13 protein-coding genes and 2 pseudogenes are annotated in these 16037 nt (G+C 51.9%); 3 read left to right on the forward strand and 12 right to left on the reverse strand.

Annotated elements, in window-relative coordinates:
- Window positions 1-2 precede the first annotated feature (2 nt).
- The 7 genes from hypT to mdtM all read right to left on the reverse strand — a co-directional run bounded on the left by hypT (window position 3) and on the right by mdtM (window position 8146).
- Complete coding sequence (hypT, locus tag AAYN39_RS20075; RefSeq protein WP_000383509.1) at window positions 3-911, reverse strand: hypochlorite stress DNA-binding transcriptional regulator HypT; 909 nt, start codon at window positions 909-911, stop codon at window positions 3-5.
- A 118-nt stretch (window positions 912-1029) separates the two neighbouring features.
- Entirely contained in the window at window positions 1030-2202 is a 1173-nt protein-coding gene (gene iadA / locus AAYN39_RS20080; RefSeq protein WP_001113054.1) for a beta-aspartyl-peptidase, read from the reverse strand.
- A 12-nt stretch (window positions 2203-2214) separates the two neighbouring features.
- Window positions 2215-2676, reverse strand: coding sequence for a YjiG family protein (locus AAYN39_RS20085; RefSeq protein ID WP_000211979.1), 462 nt, complete (start codon window positions 2674-2676; stop codon window positions 2215-2217).
- Window positions 2673-3344, reverse strand: coding sequence for a nucleoside recognition domain-containing protein (locus AAYN39_RS20090; RefSeq protein WP_000068750.1), 672 nt, complete (start codon window positions 3342-3344; stop codon window positions 2673-2675). Before AAYN39_RS20090 ends, AAYN39_RS20085 begins: the two co-directional genes overlap by 4 nt.
- A gap of 798 nt (window positions 3345-4142) precedes the next feature.
- Window positions 4143-5327: an MFS transporter gene (locus tag AAYN39_RS20095; RefSeq protein ID WP_000233270.1), complete on the reverse strand. Its 1185-nt coding sequence runs from the start codon at window positions 5325-5327 to the stop codon at window positions 4143-4145.
- A gap of 219 nt (window positions 5328-5546) precedes the next feature.
- Window positions 5547-6818, reverse strand: coding sequence for a DUF445 domain-containing protein (locus tag AAYN39_RS20100; RefSeq protein WP_001033044.1), 1272 nt, complete (start codon window positions 6816-6818; stop codon window positions 5547-5549).
- A gap of 86 nt (window positions 6819-6904) precedes the next feature.
- Window positions 6905-8146 (reverse strand): multidrug efflux MFS transporter MdtM, encoded by a 1242-nt coding sequence (gene mdtM, locus AAYN39_RS20105; protein ID WP_001188918.1) that lies wholly within the window; start codon window positions 8144-8146, stop codon window positions 6905-6907.
- Between the two features lie 478 nt (window positions 8147-8624).
- Between mdtM and AAYN39_RS20110 the strand changes: the two genes are divergently transcribed.
- A complete protein-coding gene (locus AAYN39_RS20110; protein ID WP_000749985.1) occupies window positions 8625-9590 on the forward strand; it encodes an Rpn family recombination-promoting nuclease/putative transposase in 966 nt (321 codons plus the stop codon).
- Between the two features lie 180 nt (window positions 9591-9770).
- Window positions 9771-11142: pseudogene (locus tag AAYN39_RS20115) on the forward strand (NAD-dependent succinate-semialdehyde dehydrogenase).
- A gap of 95 nt (window positions 11143-11237) precedes the next feature.
- Here the strand turns inward: AAYN39_RS20115 and AAYN39_RS20120 are convergent.
- Complete coding sequence (locus tag AAYN39_RS20120; RefSeq protein WP_010989318.1) at window positions 11238-11381, reverse strand: hypothetical protein; 144 nt, start codon at window positions 11379-11381, stop codon at window positions 11238-11240.
- On the opposite strand from AAYN39_RS20120, the gene yjiS reads away from it, so the two are divergent.
- Window positions 11348-11512: a DUF1127 domain-containing protein YjiS gene (gene yjiS / locus AAYN39_RS20125; protein ID WP_000397918.1), complete on the forward strand. Its 165-nt coding sequence runs from the start codon at window positions 11348-11350 to the stop codon at window positions 11510-11512. The genes AAYN39_RS20120 and yjiS overlap by 34 nt on opposite strands.
- A 74-nt stretch (window positions 11513-11586) precedes the next feature.
- Here yjiS and AAYN39_RS20130 read toward each other — a convergent pair whose 3' ends face one another.
- The 4 genes and pseudogenes from AAYN39_RS20130 to AAYN39_RS20145 form a co-directional block, all read right to left on the reverse strand.
- Window positions 11587-12288 (reverse strand): hypothetical protein, encoded by a 702-nt coding sequence (locus AAYN39_RS20130; protein WP_001237613.1) that lies wholly within the window; start codon window positions 12286-12288, stop codon window positions 11587-11589.
- A gap of 73 nt (window positions 12289-12361) precedes the next feature.
- Window positions 12362-12694 carry an endoribonuclease SymE gene (gene symE, locus AAYN39_RS20135; protein ID WP_001681523.1) on the reverse strand — a complete coding sequence of 111 codons (333 nt, stop codon included), beginning with the start codon at window positions 12692-12694 and terminating at the stop codon, window positions 12362-12364.
- Between the two features lie 227 nt (window positions 12695-12921).
- Window positions 12922-14310, reverse strand: a complete 1389-nt coding sequence (hsdS, locus tag AAYN39_RS20140) for a type I restriction-modification system specificity subunit (protein ID WP_000014003.1) — start codon at window positions 14308-14310, stop codon at window positions 12922-12924.
- Window positions 14307-15893, reverse strand: a pseudogene (locus AAYN39_RS20145) (N-6 DNA methylase). Before AAYN39_RS20145 ends, hsdS begins: the two are co-directional and overlap by 4 nt.
- Window positions 15894-16037: the final 144 nt, after the last annotated feature.

Below are 16037 nucleotides of genomic sequence, written 5' to 3' on the forward strand. Positions count from 1 at the left end.
GTTTACAGCGCGGCCTGAAGCCCACGCAGGTCGCGCCAAAATGTTTCGGCTACCTGACTCATGCGGGTATTCATGCGATAAGCATAAGCCTGGATCGGGATAACCAGTTCGTCGGCATCAAGCACTATCAGGCGCCCGTCGGTAATCTCCTGACGGATAGCATACTCGGGTAACCAGGCGATTCCGCAGCCGTCCATCGCAACCTGTTTTAACAATTCACTCATCGAAGAGACGAAAAATGTACTGAAACTCAGTTCAGCATGGCGAGTCAGGGTACGATTTATCAGCCGGCCCATATAGGAGTTTTGACTGTAATTAAGCAGGGGAAAGTGCGGCTGCTCAAGCGTATAGCGCGGCTCGCCCCGGCCATTGTTGGCGCAAACCGGAAACAGTCTCGACTCAAACAGGCGGATATTATCAAACGGCGCTTGTTGCAGGTTTTCATCGTGATAGGAAAAGATAAAATCGCTTTGCCCCTCACGTAACATATCCACCGCCTGGTCGACATCTATCGCCTCAACGGCGTAGGTAAACTGCGTCGGCATCTGCTTAACGATGGTCGGTAACAGGCCGAGGGAGAGCGAGTGGGCGGCGGCAATCTTGATTTTACGCAGCGTATAATCGCTGCCGCCGCGCAGTTCGGTCAGATTACTTTCCAGCTGCTGTAACAGGTGGCGAACCTGGGAGTGAAAGATTTTACCCTGTTCGGAAAGCTGTAGCGGCGAGACCTGTCGGTTAAACAGTTCAACGCCCACGGCATGTTCCAGGGCGCGAATCCGCCGGCTAAAAGCGGGTTGCGATACGTTGCGGATAATGGCGGCCTGAGAGAAATTGCGGCACTTTTCCAGCGTCAGAAAATCATATAGCCATTTTGTCTCAATATTGTGCAAACCTGCTCCAGTTACATCCATTTACCGTTATCCTGTCAGCCGTCCGAAGGGGCATTCTACGTCCATTCGGGCGGCTGACAACCACTTATCCCGTCCTCTTTCAGAATGCCGTGATGGGGCAGTCTGAAACTAGCGGGAATTACGCCGGTTCAAAGGTACCTTTTACGCAGGCTTTCCCCTCATTGACCATGCGTTTGCCGCGCGCATACACCTGCTCAATGCGTAAATCTGCGCTAAAGACGAGCAGATCCGCATCGTTACCGGGACGGATTTCGCCTTTGCCGTCCAGACTGAGGAAGGCGGCTACGCTGGTTGTCAGCGGACGCAGAGCATCGGTCAGGCTGAATCCGTAGTGGTTAACCAGCGTCTGCAACGTCTCCAGCAAACTTTCGAAGCCCGCGACGCCGATACCCGTCAGATTTCCGGCAGCGTCAAATAGCGGCTGGCTGCCGTTGCCGTCTGAACTGAGCGTCACCCGGGAAAGCGGGACGCCGGCTTTTACCGCTCTGGCAATGCCCTCCGCCGGCGCGACGGGATCCGGGATACTGGTGGTAATGTCGATCACGCCGCCTTTAAGCGCAAACGCCAGCGCCTGCTCGAAAAGCGATTCGCTACGGTTGACGTGGGTAGGCAGCAGTTTACCGATCGGCACGTCGCTGTTTTCCAGGATGTCATACAGCGGCTGTAACCCTTTTTTGCTGCTGCCCATATGAAAAACGCTGACACCGGGTTTGCCGCCCAGCAGGCCGCCAACGCGTGATTCGGCTGCCATGCTGGTGAGTTGATTCCCGCCGGGCGCGGCGGAACGGTGGTCGGAGACTGCGCATTTCACGCCAATGACGCGATCGATCAGCGCGACGTCTTTTTCTACCGAGCCAGTAATGGTCGGCGACGGAACGTGATAAGCGCCCGTGAGCATCCAGGCGGTGATCCCCTCCTCATTTAGCGCTCGCGTTTTGGCTAACAGCGACGCGGGATGACGGCTGACGGAGTCGGTGCCAAGCAGGCCGACGACCGTTGTTATCCCGGCTTCCGTCAGGCGGCTCAGAGAGACTTCCGGCGTCCGCGTCGTCGGCCCCGCTTCGCCGCCGCCGCCGATCAGATGAACGTGTTGGTCGATAAAGCCCGGGCACAGCATACGACCGCTAAGATTAATCACCGCACAGTCCGGTACGATATCGCCGGGGATGTCAGCGCCGACGGCAATAATTTTGCCATTCGCGAGCAGAACATCGCAGATGCCCCGGTCTTCTGGCGCAAACAGGTGCGCACCCTGTAACAAGGTAAACTCCGCGGCGGATAAATCAGGCATGATAACTCCTTATTAAACAATAAGCTGCATGACCCAGATCGACAGCAGCGCATTGATGGCGCAGACTGCGATAATATGCGGGTAATATTTGGCGTTGACTTCGGCAGTACCGAGACAGCGGCCGACATTCTGTACCGGGTTTCCCATCAGGTAAATGGCTGGCAGTAGTACGGTAACATCGTGGCCGCTTAGCGCGCCGGCGGTAGCCAGACTGGCCGCCACGCCAACGGCGCCGCCCATACTCATCAGCGAAGCCAGAAGCACCGTAGCCGCTTCGCCGGGAAGCCCCCACAACGCCATCACGGGCTGGCAGATATGGCCTACCCAGTCGAGCAGACCGGTAATTTTCAGCGCCTGAATAATGACAAATGCCATGACCACATTGGGTAACAGGTTGGTCGTGGCGATGGTAAAACCGCGGCGTGCGCCATCGATAAACATATCCATGACATTCTTACGTACCTGAGTCGTCATGATTGGGCTCCTTGCGCAGGGTGACGGCGTTCTTCGATGTTAATCCAGATGCGCAAAAGGTTTGCGCCGATAAATTTGAATAGCAGAATGACCACCAGCGGAATGATGACTGACGTTCCCAGAAAGGCGAATACCGCAACGCCGGAGGAGAAATAGTTGGTGATAATAGCGCTGCCGCTGGTCTGCCAGGCGGCAAAAATCACTTTATCGCGTTCGGTGATTTCGCCTTCCTGCGCCAGCTCTTTGGTCATACCCGCCGCGGCGTCGGTATTTTGCAGGTTGGCGATCAGCGCCAGTGAGCAAATGCCGGGAATGCCAAGCAATGGTTTCAGGATGGGCGTCATCAATTGCTGTGCCGCCCGCAGACCGCCAAGCCCATCCGTAATCGCGATGATACCCAGAGAAAGGATAACCGACGGCGCCAGCTCCAGCGCAAAAAGGAAGCCATCTTTCGCGCCCGTTCCGCCCGCGCCGCGAAAGGTCTGCGTACCGGTCACATGACCGAATGACCCGTTGAGTACGGTAAAATCAAAAACGCGCCACCAGCCTTCGCTTCCGGAAAATACGCCGGAAAAGAAAATAATGGTGAGAAAAAACGCCAGGTATCCCTTTATCCCGACCTTTTCTGTATCAAGCGGCATGGCCGCCCCGTCCACTTGTTGCGCCATAGCGATCCCCGAATTTTTTTGATGATGTGTTGGTTGTAGCCACAGGCCAAAAAGCCCGAAACAGAAAGACCTTATCAGCCATAAGGGTAAGGACAAAATGCAAGTATGTATCGTGCTATGCGTTTCTTGCATAGCAGCGCGAAAAATCACCATCCTCGCTACTGCCGGAGGCGCGGGGAACCGTGGACGGTATAACGCGCGGTAAAAAAGCAAAGAAACAGGTGTTGACGCAGGCCAGAGCCGGGAGCAGGAAAAAGGGGAAATAAATTTGACGTTAGTCAATTTCACGCCTTAAGAGGAATTGTCACGGTCAGGTCAGTAGCCGCTGATGGGTCAGCTTGCGCCCTAAGAATCCTACGGGCAGGTAATAAAAAACGAATAATCGAATTAATTTCATGATGTGATTTATTTATAATTGTGATGATTTGAGAGGGAGCGATAATCATCATAATGGAATATATAGCCAAAATAATTCGAGTTGCGTAAAGGCGGCAAGGGAGTGAGTCCCCAGGAGCATAATAACGATGTGACTGGGGTGAGCAACGGCCCGTCAGGGCGAGGCCCATGGATGGGCCGGGTAATCCGTAGCCAACACATAAGCCACTTGAAGTAGGAAGGGTATATAAAATAATAGACAGATTGATAACACTAAAAACCATAGAATAAGTATAGTTTTTAGTGGCATCTTTACCTTGAAATAACGTGTTGAGGATGTGCTATTAAAAACAGATCCGCATTGCGCCGCGAATAGCATTAAAGATACAACCCGGTGCGGATAGCGCGGGTTTACTCTACCGCTTATTCACGTATCACAAACCGTTTTTGTTTTATCTGCTGCGCGGTGCTGATCAGCGCGGCAAAAAAGAGCGCCGCGGCGCCGCAAAGCGTGGCGTTGATAATTGCCGACGCGCCATTGCCTGACAGACTGGCGGCGAGCGGACCGAGAATTTGCCCAATACCATACGTTAGCGTCACCAGGCCTAACAAATTAATATTGCCCGGCGCGCTGAGCTGGCGGGCAAGCGGCATCACCAGTGAGGTTGTGCCCATAAACGTGGCGCCAAAACCAATACTGCTCAGTATTAACAGCAACAACGAGTCGCTGGCGAGAGACAGCAGCACGCAGGCGCTCTGGATCAACAGGTTCGCGGTCAGACATGGCAGGACGCCCCAATGTTTTGCCGCCCACAGCCAGCCGAAGCAGCCGGGAATGATCGCCAGGCCGACCAACGACCAAAGGTGTGCCGTGAGTAGCGGAGAGCCCGCGCTTTTCGCCATCAGCGGCAAATAGGTAGCGACAATGATGTAGCCGAATCCGGCGAAACCGTATAACAGCGCCAGTTGCCACCAGGACATAGGCTGATTTTCGATTCTTGCTAAGGGCGCAGGCGGCAGCGCATGAGCGCGGGGGGGAATCAACATTGCCACGATTAATAGCAATATACCGGCGAGCGCTCCGGCCCCCAGCCATAGCGAATGGGCCGAAAGCGCATAATGTAAACCGCCAATGACATATTCGTTGCCCAGTGCAATCCCGGCCCCGACGCCGGAAAAGAGCGCGGCGATCACAAACGGATGGCGGGTATGATGCAACACAATCATTGATCCAAAAATCATCATTCCCGCACTCGCGACGCCTGCCAGGAAGCGCACCAACATGACGACCGCGGGCTGAGTAAATATCGCCATAGACAGAATAAGAATACCGGTGGCGACCGCCGAAGCCAGCAGCATGGGGCGTAGACGAGAGGGGAGATGAAAAAGGCCAAAGGAAAACAGTAAGCTTCCCGCCAGGTACCCTGCATAATTGGCGCTGGCAATCCAGGAGAGTTGGTTAAACGTTAGCTGCTTTTCCGCCAGCATTACCGGCAGCATGGGCGTATACAGAAAGCGGCCAACTCCCATCCCCAGCGTCAATACCATCATACCGAAAAGCGCCGTAAAAATGGGATGGCGAGGTGAAGCGCTCTGAGCATGAACCATGGTTTTTCTCTTTGCTAAAGTAAGGCAGGAATGCCGGATTGTCGTTGTAAATGATAATAAAAAGTAAAATTAATGTTTCAAATTTGCAAGAAAAGAAAGTGAAGCGCAGGCGAATAACGGATTGAGAAGAGGGGCATCGGTGGGAAATGGCATTAAATTAATGCCTCCCACGTGCGGGGTTTGGCAGTTAATCTGAATGAGAATTGCGCCTTCCCCTTCTTAGATACTGAGCAGTGCCGGTATTTGCGACAGTAAATATAACACCAGACCAATAGCGCCGCCGACCAGCGTGCCGTTCACGCGGATAAACTGCAAATCTTTACCGATATTAAGCTCAATCTGCTGCGACATATCGCGCGCATCCCAGCCTTTTACGGTATCGCTGATGTGGCGCGTCAGGAAGGCGGCGAATTCCGGCGCGACGCGGTGCGCGGCCTGTTCCAGATGACCGTTAAGCGAGGCGCGTAATGCGTCGTCGGCGATCAGCGTCTCGCCAAACCATTGTCCGGCATGAGCGATGCGCTGCTTCACCTTTGAGTCTTCGGCGTTGATATCTGTTTTTAACCACTGGCGCAGATCCGCCCAGATCTCGCCGAGATAGCGGTTAAACGCCTCATCTTCCTTCAGATAACTTTTAATATTTTCTGCCCGGGCAGCCATTTCCGGATCATGTTTAAGCTTATCGATCAGCTTATACGTCGCACGATCGAAGGCATGACGAATCTGATGTGCGCGGTCGTGACTGATATCATCCAGCAGAGAATTCACCGCGTCGGAGACCAGTTCAGCGCTGTGTTCTCCCAGCCATTCGGTCGGCAGAATCTTCGCTTTTAACGGATGCTCGGTTTCCAGCCAGCGTATGATCTGTCTGGCGATAAATGTTCGGGAGCTGTCACGTTGTAACAGGGCGATAAGCTGGGCGATCAGCGTATCGAGTAACACCTGGTGACGATCGTTTTTGGTCATGCTTTCCAGCATCAGGGCGCTGGTGCCGGAAAGATCCACTTTATCAATCGCCTTATGTACCGCTCGCTTGAGCAGCCGCTGAATACGGGCGTCATCGGTTAGTTCCAGAAAGCCGCTCATAATTTGCAGCAGATGCTGCCCGACCCGGCTGGCGTTGTCCGGCTGGCTGAACCAGTTTCCAATAAGCAGCGCGGGTTCATGGCGGCGGATTAGCGCGATCAGCGACTGCGTATCAAGGAACTTCTCCTGTACAAATTGCCCAAGATTTTCGCCGATTCGGTCTTTGTTACGGGGAATAATCGCCGTATGTCGTGAAATAAACGGAATGGGAATGCGGCGAAACAGCGCCACCACGGCAAACCAGTCCGCCAGCGCGCCAACCATCGCCGCTTCGGCAATAGCTTTTACGCTCAGCACCCAAAAACTGGGCGGCAGGAAAAGCGTGGTCACAAACGTCGCGGCGGCTATCAGCAACAGTGAGAGCGCCAGGCGTTTGGCGCGTTTGAGTTCGGCGATTTTATTCATAGGGTTAAGGATAGAGCCAGACGGCAGGAACGTGCAAAAAATATCAGATGATCCTGTGCCGGATAAGCCTCTATCCGGCAGAGTGTTTACTTCTCAGCGGCCAGTTCTGCCGCCTCATGCTGGCGCACGCGCTGTAATAATGTCGCCAGGGTGAAGACCACAATCACCCCGGCCACCGCTGCCAGCAGGTGAAACGGCAGTCTCCCGCCGTGAAACCACAGCCAGCGGCCAACTTCGACCGACACCGCCATCACCGTCAGAATCACCATGTTCAGCGAGGCCGAAACCGTCCCTTTTGGCAAGTTGTTGGAGAAAAGCGTGAAGCGAAACAGCGTCGGGAAAATCATTCCAATGCCGAACGCGTACAGGCTGGTGCCCAGCACAGACCAAAGCCAGACGTGCGGCAGAAGAAGATTACCGAGAAGCAATGTCGCCAGCCCGCTTAACTGGATTGGTACGGCGCGCCAGATAAAACGCGGTCGGGTTGGATCTTTCACCAGGCGCACAACGATCATATTGGCCACGATCACCGCGCCGAATACTGGCACCTGCGCCCAGGCGAATTGCGAAGTACTCATCCCGCCGGCATCGATCAGGATCACCGGCGACACCGCCACCCAGCTCATCATCGGGATGTAGCTCAACGACAGCGTCGCCGCCCCGGTGAGAAAAATCGGGTTGCGAAACACATTACGAAAATCGCGCAGTACGCTCACCGCGCTGAACGGCACCGCGCCGCGTTGCACCGTTTCTGGCATCGCCAGCAGCAGGCCGCACAACGCCAACAGTCCCATCACCGCAATAATACCGAACAGTACCTTCCAGTGAACGAAGTGCATCAGCGCGGCGCCGGAGAGCGGGCCGATAACCGGAGCGACCAGCACAATGGAGGTAATAATCGCCATCAGCTTAATGGCTTTGGTTTGACCGAAAGCCTCCTGTACCGTGACGTAGCCGACCGTTGCGATAAAGCAAATGCTGGTGCCCTGCACAAAACGGGCAACCAGAAACTGCGTCATTGAGGTCGTCAACAGCGTAGCCGCGCAGGCGAGAGTAAAAATTAATGCGCCTGCAATCAGCACTGGCCGGCGGCCAATCCTGTCGGATAGCGGCCCCAGAAGCCATTGCAACGCCATTCCTCCCGCCAGATAGAGACTGACCGAGGCCGGCGCAAGACTGACGTCAGCATTAAAATCGCGCACGACGTTAATGATGCCAGGCTGAATCAGATCCGTCGTCAGATAGGCGGCAAAATCGTACAAAATCAGCGCCATCGGGAAAAATAACGTTGTGGCGCGTTGGGAGAAAAACTGAATAATCCGTTGCATAAAAAATGCGCTCCATGTCGGAGAACCCCATGATGGGACAGCGAAACTCAATACCGTCATCGTGACGTCAGGCAGGCGATGGAAACAGCGGCTGCGGATGTACTGAATTTCATGTAATCAAAAACGCTGCCGGTGAAAACACAGACAGGAAGAGACGCGTTCTGAATCTCGTCAGAACGTGTGGCGATTACAGATAACAATCAGCACATCACACCTCGGGAAATTTACGTTGCACGGAAAATATACACATTAAGTGTAATTAAATTTTGATGTTAATCAAAAGAGTTTGTCTGGTTAATAAAGATAAAGGCAGGGCGCGCAGGCTGGTATTTTGCGTGTTCAGTTCCGAAAATGCATGTGCATTACAGATAACAGGATTTATCTTTCGTCGCGCCTCGCAATGCTGAAAAGGTACGGATGAGAAAGGAATTTTCAGGAGGTAGAGTCGCAGCATCCTGGTTTTGGGTGACGGAGCGCCATGAAAAAATCGACGACCTCAACACCGCATGATGCGGTGTTTAAAACCTTTTTGCGCCACCCGGAAACCGCCCGCGATTTTATGGAGATTCATCTGCCGGTGTCGTTACGCCAGCTTTGCGATCTGCGGACGCTAAAGCTGGAGCCCGGCAGCTTTATTGAAAAAAATCTGCGAGCCTATTATTCCGATGTGCTTTGGTCGCTGAAAACGCGCGAGGGCGACGGTTATATCTATGTCGTGATTGAACATCAGAGCACGCCGGATGCGCATATGGCGTTTCGGCTGATGCGGTATGCGATGGCGGCAATACAACAGCATCTGGATGCGGGGCATAAGCATCTTCCGCTGGTGGTGCCGATGCTGTTTTATCACGGTGTTGATAGCCCGTATCCTTTTTCGCTGTGCTGGCTGGATGAGTTTGCGAACCCGGAAGTGGCAAGAAGACTCTATGCCGCTGCCTTTCCGCTGGTCGACATTACGGTGGTATCGGATGATGACATTATGCAGCACCGCCGCATTGCGCTGCTGGAGCTCATCCAAAAACATATCCGCCAGCGCGACCTGCTGGGACTGGTTGAACGGATTGCTTCGCTGTTAGTTACTGGTTGCGCTAATGACAGGCAGCTTAAAGCGCTGTTTAATTATCTTATGATTCAGCACGGACATACGCCTCGTTTCACCACGTTTATTCGTGATGTGGTAGGGCATGTCCCGCACACTAAGGAGAGACTGATGACGCTGATAGAGAGGATCCGCGCAGCGGATCGCAGAAAAGGGGAACGGCAAGGAAGACAGCTCGGTCTGGAGGAAGGATTAGCAGAAGGATTAGAAAAAGGGCTGGAAAAAGGTCAGCATGTTGCCGCATTGCGTATCGCCAGACAGATGCTGGCGGACGGACTTGACCGCGAGACTGTCCAGCGGTTCACCGGCCTTACGGCTGAAGAGCTTCAGGATGTTAGTCACTAACGCGGCTCCAGTCTGAATGTTGCAGGCCCGGTGCCCACCGGGCAACGCGCTCTATAATTATCGTTGATAACCGTACGAATATACCGAACTTTACCGATAGCGCCAGCCATCTCTACTACCCTTATTGTTCTGAGCGGCATTTCCGGCTGCCTTAATGACGATAACAAGGAGACATGTGATATGGCTTACCAGACAGTGAATCCTGCCAATAATCAGCTCATTAAAGAGTATCCCCCGCACACGGACGCGGATATTGAAGCCGCGCTGCAAAAAGCTGACGCGCTCTATCACTCCGACTGGTCCAGGGGAGAGATTGACCAACGTTTGCCGGTACTGCATAAGCTGGCTGACTTGATCGACAGCCGTGTTGAAGAACTGGCAAAAATCGCCAGCCAGGAGATGGGCAAGCTCATCGAGCAAAGCCGTGGCGAAGTCAAACTCTGTGCGCAGATCGCTCGCTATTATGCGGATAACGCGAAGCAGTTTCTTGTCCCGGTGCCTTATAAAACCGAGTTTGGCGACGCGTGGGTAGAACATCATCCGATTGGCGTCATCATGGCTGTTGAGCCGTGGAACTTCCCGTACTATCAGTTGATGCGTGTGCTGGCGCCGAACCTGGCCGCTGGTAACCCGGTGCTGGCGAAACATGCCAGCATCGTACCGCACTGCGCCGAGACATTTGCCCATCTGGTGCGTGAAGCCGGCGCGCCGGATGGCGCATGGACCAACCTGTTTATTTCCTCCGATCAGGTGGCGAATATCATCGCCGACCCGCGCGTGCAGGGCGCGGCGCTGACCGGATCTGAAAAAGCGGGGAGCGCCGTGGCGGCACAGGCGGCGAAGCACATTAAAAAATCGACGCTGGAACTGGGCGGGAACGATGTGTTCGTCGTGCTGGACAATGCCGATCTTGAGAAAGCGGTGAAAATTGGCGTGCAGGCACGGCTCACTAATGCGGGGCAGGTATGTACGGCGGCGAAGCGCTTTATCCTGCATGAGAAAATCGCCGATCAATTCCTCAGCCAGTTCACCGAGGCGTTCAGGAAGGTGAAGGTGGGGGATCAGATGGACGCTTCTACCGAACTGGGGCCGCTGTCGTCGAAAGATGCGCTGGAAACATTGACCAGACAGGTCGAGGAAGCGGTGAAAAATGGCGCGACGCTGCACGTTGGCGGCAAGCCGCTGGAAAGCAAAGGCAACTTCTTTGAGCCGACCATTCTGACCCACATTACGCGTGACAACCCGGCGTACTTTGAAGAGTTCTTCGGCCCGGTGGCGCAGATGTATGTGGTGAAAGACGATGATGAGGCGGTAAAACTCGCCAACGATTCCCACTACGGCCTTGGCGGCGCGGTGTTTAGTCAGGATATTGAGCGCGCTAAACGCATGTGCCTCCCGGATTGAAACCGGGATGGTTTATATCAACTGGCTGACCGACACCGCAGCGGAGCTGCCGTTCGGCGGCGTTAAGCGTTCGGGCTTCGGACGCGAGCTATCGGATCTGGGGATTAAGGAGTTTGTGAACCAGAAGCTGGTAGTGGTACGCCGCTAATCCCTGTTGCCCCTCTGAAAACGGGAGGGGCCTGGCTTTTTTGCAGCGAAGGACGCAGATCTTAAATCAGAACGAAATAAACGAACAAAACACCCTCAATCGCCCTCCTTATTTATCCACGTTGCACTAACCGTGCTTTTTATCCCGGTATTGTTTGTACAGACATTCATGATGCCCGCATTTTCTGTTCTATGCGGAGGCTGGTATGGAATTTTACGAGAACCGCCCCAGACAACCATTCATTGGCTATGTGCAGCTCAGACGGGCGCTAAAAAGGTGGTGGCTGCGTAAGCGGGCCTGTCAGGCGCTGCGACGAATGAGTGACGAGCAGTTAAGGGATATTGGGTTGGAAAGGAAGGATGTGGAATAGTGAATCTATTCAAGGGCAATAGTAAGTAAAGGATTTTATGATATATTACTATGCCCTTATGTTATGCGTGCTCACTATTTTATATCATTTATATTAATATCATTAATCTTTTTCTCAATGTATTTTTCTGGTTTTATTTTGGTTTTTTGCTCAATTGCATGATATTTTTCCTTATCAATGGTTATAGTCATTTTTTCTTTTTTGTTAAATATGCCAGGGATAATAATCGCGGCTGCAATTATCAATAATATTATTATTGCTGCATGAATTTTGCCTTTGGGAAATGCTTTTAATATAGTACACAGGATTGTTATACCCTTATGTATAAGATAAGGAAAAGATAGAAATAAAACAAATGGGTAAGCAAAATTTATGACATGTTTCCCATAGTAATTATTATTTGTTGTTAGCGAACCAATACAGAATGCCATCACACAAAATAGAAATATTCCGAAGCATAAGAAGGATATAATGAAAGAACCTTGCATAATTCTTTTGTGCAACTCTTGCAAAATACTATTTGTGAGCCTTTCCAGTTTAGTGTTATGACAAATAACTACCAACATCGCAAAAAAAATCTCAGATAAAGCAAGCGAAAATAACGTATTGAAGGCCATGTAGCTCATCAGCGTTTCGAAAAATATACTTTGCTGAAGATAGTATGGCAATAGAGCGTTGACCTCCATAAAAAAAGTACATAGAAATCCAAGGGCGACATAAGCAATTAAGCCTTCATTTCTCCAAAGCGTAATGTTTTCTTTTACTTTTAGCCGCATGGTTTTCCTTCACTCATTGATATGAATTATAATTAAAGCTGGCAAGGGTTCTTTGCCAGCTTATTTTATGCGTTTACTTAGAACCTGCCATCACGCTGATAAACGCCTGCACCTGCTTTTGCTTACGCGCCGACAGCTTGCACGCCTGGCGCAGCGACTGCATCAACTCGCTTTCTTCTGGTTGCGGCTGCTGTGCCGTGAGCACAATACAGCCGTTCATCACCCTCACATCCACCTCGGTACCGGTGGCGAAACCGGCGGCTTCCAGCCACTGGCCCTTCATGGTGAGGGCGGGAATGCGGGTATAATCCGGATAACGACTCGCATAACTCACGGTAAGGTGACGGTTATTTGTTGGGGATACTTCTGGATCGCACGGATCTGCAATAGAATGGACGGTAGTCATGATGGCTATTCTCCTGGAATAGTGATTGTGATGAGCGATATGGCCGTGTTCCCGCACGGCCATATCGCGCTAAATACCTGTATATAACATCAGTAAATAAAAGAAAAGTCCAGCTGAAAATAGACTGTAATGGGAATGTTCAGGAAGAAACTGGATATATTTTTGATGGTTATGAATGCGGGGGAATAATAAAAAGCGCACCGGGAAGGTGCGCAGGAAAATAAGCGTCAGGCTTTTTTACGCGAGGTTTTTTTACCACCGCTGGCGGCGCGTTCGGCCTTGATTTTTTCCAGCAGGGCGGCGGCGCTGTTTTCACCGCTGATAAGACTTGGGTTTTCCGCACGCCACTGGGCGGTAAGCTCGCCGCGGAAGGCCTTTGCCAGGATTGACTGGGTGAGGCTGTTGACGCGGTTCAGGGCGTTGTTAACCTGCTTTTCAATGGTGTCGGCCCAGGCGAAGAGTTGTTCGACGCGGCGGACGATTTCGTGTTGTTCTTCTAATGGAGGAACTCTGATGGGATAATTTGCTAGTGCTTTTCCTGTAAGGTGTTTAATTGTAGTTCCTGTAAAGAGCTGAGATAAGCTAATGTTATTTGAATCATTTTTCAAATTATAAACTAACCATTCGGGGATGATTTTGTCTTTTACCCGTGCTCGATGTAATGCTTTTTGGAAAATAACAGGTATGTCCTGAGGTTCACTCCATATAGCACATCGACCAGGTTCACCACCTTCACATATTAAAACATCGCCAAGCTTGAGTGATAATTCTCTGCGCTCTATATCTGAAATTAGTATATCTTGAAGGTTTTCTAAATCAAAACTAAACCAGCGAACATTTATATTTCCAAGATATTTTGTTGCAGAGCCAAAATTTTTAGCTTTATCAAGCATTTTACCTAGTCTGCTATCAACAAGTTCAGAGTATTTATGAACACTCCAAGTTGATGGTAGGTCTGGCCATTGCCATTCACTACATAATGGATGGTGGTTTCTTTTATTTGAACCAATTAACAACCCGCTTACCGCAGCAGCTAGCACCGCCTGACGAAAACGTTTCAGGATTTGTGGGATTTGCTCAAGACGTGCTTTGGTGCTGTCTACCTGTGCCAGCAGCGTATCGAGTTTTTCGGCGATGATTTTTTGTTCGGCTATAGGTGGTATTGGTACTGTAAGTGTTGATAACTTTTGAGCATTAACATTTTGTACAGCATTCCCTGCTGACATTAAAGACAGCTGATTCCAATAGTCACTCGACTCTAAAAAACGTTTTAAGTAATATTCTGAAAAATAATTAACTGGTTTAAATCGAATAAGGTATGAAGCAAAAACAACTTGGCTTGGAGGGTTTTGTACCAAAAAACTAAACCCAACCGAACCGGCTCGAGATATCACAATATCTCTGTCCTGTAATTGGTATTTTGAAACATCTTCCGGGGCATCCATGCAATAAGGTACACTGGACCAGTCAACCGCTCCTTTTGTAATATCGGTTGTTCTTAAAAATTTTACATCCCCCATAGAGCTTGACTTAGTTGTGTAGCCATATTGAGGCTTACTGCATATTTCTGAAAGATGGGTTGTCACCCACCCCTCCGGCAATTTCCCCCCACTCATTCCTTCTCCCCCCCAAACGCTTCTTCCAGCAACTGGCGCTGCGCATCCGCCTCATCGCCCGCGCCCAGCTCTCGCATCAGTGCATCCAGCTCGCCCAGCGCCTGCACCAGCTCGCCCATCGCTTCTGCGGCTAACACGTCCGGTTCCGGCAGGCTGTCGGCGTCGATGCTGTCCTTATCCTTCAGCTAGGAGATATCCAGCGAATCGGATTTTGCCGTGCGGATCCACTCGCGGCTGAACTTGCGCCAGCGGCTGGTGGCCTGGTGCTGATCGGTGTTTTTGTTCTCTTCGCTGTCAGCAACTTCCGTCTCTTCAGCGTTAAAACTCCACTCACCTTCGGCTCGTGGGCTTAAGCCGTGCGGATCCTCACCATAGACGGTTTCAAACGGCTGCAGGTATTGCTCAGTAAACGGTGTACGCTTACCAAATCTCGGCATATTGGTGCGCAGGTCGTACACCCACACGTCATCGGTACAGTCCTTATCCTGAGTCGGATTGGCTACCGTACCTTTGGTAAAGAACAGCACGTTGGTTTTGACGCCCTGGGCGTAAAAGATGCCGGTCGGCAGACGCAGGATGGTGTGCAGATGGCATTTGTCCATTAAATCTCGACGAATTTCCAATCCAACTCGATCAAATAGTACGTTATCCGGCACCACCACTGCCGCACGGCCGCCGGGGCGCAGGGTTTCGATAATATGCTGCATAAAGCAAAGCTGTTTGTTGCTGGTCGGGTGCACGAAGGTGCGGGTAATGTTGGTGCCCGCGGCGCTGCCAAACGGCGGGTTGGTGGCGACAATATCGGCCTGCGGTAAATTCTCGCCGTCGCTGCCCAGCGTGTTGCCCAGACGGATGGCGCCGCCGTGGTCGAGGTTGCCTTCAATATCGTGCAGCAGACAGTTCATCAGCGCCAGACGACGGGTGCCGGGCACCAGCTCGAGGCCGATAAACGCGCGGTGGATCTGGAAATCCTGGGTGTCGCCATCAAGGTCATCCAGATCGTTGGTCTGCGACTTCACGTAACGGTCGGCTTCAATCAAAAAACCTGCGGTCCCGGCAGCCGGGTCCTGCACCACCTCACGCGGCTGCGGCTTCAGCAGATGAATAATGGTTTTGATCAGCGGACGCGGGGTGAAGTACTGGCCCGCGCCGGATTTGGTTTCGTTAGCGTTCTTCTGCAGCAGCCCTTCGTACATATCGCCGAAGTCGTCGCGGGACTTGCCGCGTGTACCGCTGTACCAGTCCAGCGAATCCATGTTGCTGACTAATTCTGTTATCTGTTTGGGTTCAGTGATGGTTGTACACACATTATGAAATACCGCCTGCACCAGTTTTTTCTTATCTTCCCCCAGATGCACCAGCATTTTACGGTAAAACTGCAACTGCTCCTGGTCAATGCGCGATTTCAGGTCATCCCAGCGGTAGCCTTCCGGCAGGTAGTCCGCTTCCTGACCGGTCTCTTTGCACATTTTCAAAAACAGCAGCGAGGCGAGTTCATTGGCGTAGTTTTGATAGGAGACGCCGCCGTCGCGCAGGTTGTCGCACAGTTTCCACAGCTTGGCGACCAGATCGTTATTGTTCATTGAAGATCCCATTTGACATGGCGACCACCATTGTGGGTCGCAAAAGTGATTGAGCATTTCAGATGCCTGATGGCGCTTCGCTTATCAGGCCTACAGGGTTACGTGTAGGCCGGATAAGGCATCGCCGCCATCCGGCGAAAACGG

It is taken from the genome of Salmonella sp. K21076, from assembly GCF_039650795.1.
GTDB lineage: Bacteria > Pseudomonadota > Gammaproteobacteria > Enterobacterales > Enterobacteriaceae > Salmonella > Salmonella enterica.

Bases quoted from the DNA above. Each gene is read 5' to 3' on its own strand.
- AAYN39_RS20130 (WP_001237613.1), bottom strand. From the start codon at position 12,288: ATGCGGCTAAAAGTAAAAGAAAACATTACGCTTTGGAGAAATGAAGGC.
- hsdS (WP_000014003.1), bottom strand. From the start codon at position 14,310: ATGAGTGGGGGGAAATTGCCGGAGGGGTGGGTGACAACCCATCTTTCA.
- AAYN39_RS20095 (WP_000233270.1), bottom strand. From the start codon at position 5,327: ATGGTTCATGCTCAGAGCGCTTCACCTCGCCATCCCATTTTTACGGCG.
- hypT (WP_000383509.1), bottom strand. From the start codon at position 911: ATGGATGTAACTGGAGCAGGTTTGCACAATATTGAGACAAAATGGCTA.
- AAYN39_RS20085 (WP_000211979.1), bottom strand. From the start codon at position 2,676: ATGACGACTCAGGTACGTAAGAATGTCATGGATATGTTTATCGATGGC.
- AAYN39_RS20100 (WP_001033044.1), bottom strand. From the start codon at position 6,818: ATGAATAAAATCGCCGAACTCAAACGCGCCAAACGCCTGGCGCTCTCA.
- AAYN39_RS20090 (WP_000068750.1), bottom strand. From the start codon at position 3,344: ATGGCGCAACAAGTGGACGGGGCGGCCATGCCGCTTGATACAGAAAAG.
- mdtM (WP_001188918.1), bottom strand. From the start codon at position 8,146: ATGCAACGGATTATTCAGTTTTTCTCCCAACGCGCCACAACGTTATTT.
- symE (WP_001681523.1), bottom strand. From the start codon at position 12,694: ATGACTACCGTCCATTCTATTGCAGATCCGTGCGATCCAGAAGTATCC.
- yjiS (WP_000397918.1), top strand. From the start codon at position 11,348: ATGGAATTTTACGAGAACCGCCCCAGACAACCATTCATTGGCTATGTG.
- AAYN39_RS20110 (WP_000749985.1), top strand. From the start codon at position 8,625: ATGAAAAAATCGACGACCTCAACACCGCATGATGCGGTGTTTAAAACC.
- iadA (WP_001113054.1), bottom strand. From the start codon at position 2,202: ATGCCTGATTTATCCGCCGCGGAGTTTACCTTGTTACAGGGTGCGCAC.
- AAYN39_RS20120 (WP_010989318.1), bottom strand. From the start codon at position 11,381: ATGGTTGTCTGGGGCGGTTCTCGTAAAATTCCATACCAGCCTCCGCAT.